The sequence below is a fragment of the Cellulomonas fimi genome, from assembly GCF_028527925.1.
GTDB classification, from domain to species: domain Bacteria; phylum Actinomycetota; class Actinomycetes; order Actinomycetales; family Cellulomonadaceae; genus Cellulomonas; species Cellulomonas fimi_C.
On the sequence record NZ_JAPESW010000096.1, the window covers coordinates 1 to 3,347 of the forward strand.

A 3,347-nucleotide genomic window follows, 5' to 3' on the forward strand; every position below is an offset into this window, starting at 1 on the left:
TGGTCAAGTTTATAAGGGCACAGGGTGGATGCCTTGGCACTAGGAGCCGAAGAAGGACGTGGTAGCCTGCGATAAGCCTCGGGGAGTTGGCAAACGAACCGTGATCCGAGGATGTCCGAATGGGGAAACCCCGCACGAGTCATGTCGTGTGACCCGCACCTGAATATATAGGGTGTGTGGAGGGAACGCCGGGAAGTGAAACATCTCAGTACCGGCAGGAAGAGATATTCCGTGAGTAGTGGCGAGCGAAAGCGGATCAGGCCAAACCGTATGCGTGTTCAAGCCGGCAGGCGTTGCGCATGCGGGGTTGTGGGACCTTTCCGCTGGTTCTGCCGAACCAGCAGGGAGTCAGAAAGTCGCGTCATAGTCGAAGGGCATTGAAAGGCCCGGCACAGAGGGTGGTACCCCCGTAGACGAAATGGCGTGGCCTCCCGAGAGGGATCCCAAGTAGCTCCGGGCCCGAGAAACCTGGAGTGAATCTGCACAGACCACTGTGTAAGCCTAAATACTACCTAGTGACCGATAGCGGACAAGTACCGTGAGGGAAAGGTGAAAAGTACCCCGGGAGGGGAGTGAAATAGTACCTGAAACCGTGTGCCTACAAACCGTCGGAGCCTCCCTAGCAGGGGTGACGGCGTGCCTTTTGAAGAATGAGCCTGCGAGTTAGTGGTACGTGGCGAGGTTAACCCGTGTGGGGAAGCCGTAGCGAAAGCGAGTCCGAACAGGGCGTTTCAGTCGCGTGCTCTAGACCCGAAGCGGAGTGATCTAGCCATGGGCAGGGTGAAGCGCGGGTAAGACCGCGTGGAGGCCCGAACCCACCAGGGTTGAAAACCTGGGGGATGACCTGTGGTTAGGGGTGAAAGGCCAATCAAACTCCGTGATAGCTGGTTCTCCCCGAAATGCATTTAGGTGCAGCGTCACGCGTTTCTTGCCGGAGGTAGAGCTACTGGATAGCCGATGGGCCCCACCAGGTTACTGACGTTAGCCAAACTCCGAATGCCGGTAAGCCAGAGCGTGGCAGTGAGACTGCGGGGGATAAGCTCCGTAGTCGAGAGGGAAACAGCCCAGACCACCAGCTAAGGCCCCTAAGCGTATGCTAAGTGGGAAAGGATGTGGAGTTGCACAGACAACCAGGAGGTTGGCTTAGAAGCAGCCACCCTTGAAAGAGTGCGTAATAGCTCACTGGTCAAGTGATTCCGCGCCGACAATGTAGCGGGGCTCAAGCATACCGCCGAAGCTGTGGCATTCACACGTTCGACAAGCCTTCGTGGTTCAGTCGTGTGGATGGGTAGGGGAGCGTCGTGTGGCGGGCGAAGTCGCGGGGTAACCCAGCGGTGGACGCCACACGAGTGAGAATGCAGGCATGAGTAGCGAAAGACGGGTGAGAAACCCGTCCGCCGAATGACCAAGGGTTCCAGGGCCAGGCTAATCCGCCCTGGGTAAGTCGGGACCTAAGGCGAGGCCGACAGGCGTAGTCGATGGACAACGGGTTGATATTCCCGTACCGGCGAAGAACCGCCCATACCGAGCCCGGTGATGCTGACCGTCCGAGCCGGCCCACCGCACCTTCGGGTGCACCGGGCCGGGGAGCACGGGACCCGAACCGGTAGTAGGTAAGCGTATTAACAGGGGTGACGCAGGAAGGTAGCCAAGCGTGGCGATGGTTGTCCACGTCCAAGGTCGTAGGGCGAGGTGTAGGCAAATCCGCACCTCACGAGCCTGAGAGCTGACGGTGACCGCGAATGCGGGAATCTGGTGATCCTATGCTGCCAAGAAAAGCCTCGACGCGAGGTTCTAGCCGCCCGTACCCCAAACCGACTCAGGTGGTCAGGTAGAGAATACCAAGGCGATCGAGAGAATCGTGGTTAAGGAACTCGGCAAAATGCCCCCGTAACTTCGGGAGAAGGGGGGCCTGACGTGTGAACCGGCACGCCCGGGGCAGCACGAAGGGCCGCAGAGACCAGGGAGAAGCGACTGTTTACTAAAAACACAGGTCCGTGCGAAGTCGCAAGACGATGTATACGGACTGACGCCTGCCCGGTGCTGGAAGGTTAAGAGGACGGGTCAGCCGCAAGGCGAAGCTCAGAATTTAAGCCCCAGTAAACGGCGGTGGTAACTATAACCATCCTAAGGTAGCGAAATTCCTTGTCGGGTAAGTTCCGACCTGCACGAATGGCGTAACGACTTCTCCGCTGTCTCAACCGCGAACTCGGCGAAATTGCACTACGAGTAAAGATGCTCGTTACGCGCAGCAGGACGGAAAGACCCCGGGACCTTTACTATAGCTTGGTATTGGTGTTCGGTGCGGCTTGTGTAGGATAGGTGGGAGACTGTGAAGCCGGCACGCCAGTGTCGGTGGAGTCAACGTTGAAATACCACTCTGGTCGCTCTGGACATCTAACCTCGGTCCGTGATCCGGACTAGGGACAGTGCCTGGTGGGTAGTTTAACTGGGGCGGTTGCCTCCTAAAATGTAACGGAGGCGCTCAAAGGTTCCCTCAGCCTGGTTGGCAATCAGGTGGCGAGTGCAAGTGCACAAGGGAGCTTGACTGTGAGACTGACAGGTCGAGCAGGGACGAAAGTCGGAACTAGTGATCCGGCGGTGGCTTGTGGAAGCGCCGTCGCTCAACGGATAAAAGGTACCCCGGGGATAACAGGCTGATCTTGCCCAAGAGTCCATATCGACGGCATGGTTTGGCACCTCGATGTCGGCTCGTCGCATCCTGGGGCTGGAGTAGGTCCCAAGGGTTGGGCTGTTCGCCCATTAAAGCGGTACGCGAGCTGGGTTTAGAACGTCGTGAGACAGTTCGGTCCCTATCCGCTGCGCGCGCAGGAAACTTGAGAAGGGCTGTCCCTAGTACGAGAGGACCGGGACGGACGAACCTCTGGTGTGCCAGTTGTTCCGCCAGGAGCACGGCTGGTTGGCTACGTTCGGAAGGGATAACCGCTGAAAGCATCTAAGCGGGAAGCCTGCTTCAAGATGAGGTTTCCACGGGACTCGTCCCGAGAGGCACCCCGCTAGACCACGGGGTTGATAGGCCGGATGTGGAAGAGGGGACCAACGACCCTCGCAGCTGACCGGTACTAATAAGCCGACAACTTCACCACCTCATTCATTGCTACGCGTCCACTGTGCGGTTCCCGAGAGACGAACGGGAACCCGTTTGACAACTCGACAACGTTACGGCGGTCATAGCGAAGGGGAAACGCCCGGTCCCATTCCGAACCCGGAAGCTAAGCCCTTCAGCGCCGATGGTACTGCACTCGCCAGGGTGTGGGAGAGTAGGACGCCGCCGGACACCATTCAGAAAGAGCCACCCCAGCGATGGGGTGGCTCTTTCTGTTTCC

General features: G+C 58.4%; 2 rRNA genes. Both read left to right on the top strand.

Annotated elements, in window-relative coordinates:
* Nucleotide 1: 1 nt before the first annotated feature.
* Nucleotides 2-3,107, top strand: a 23S ribosomal RNA gene (locus OMK64_RS19775).
* A 74-nt stretch (nucleotides 3,108-3,181) separates the two neighbouring features.
* Nucleotides 3,182-3,298 (top strand): 5S ribosomal RNA (gene rrf, locus OMK64_RS19780).
* Nucleotides 3,299-3,347 lie beyond the last annotated feature (49 nt).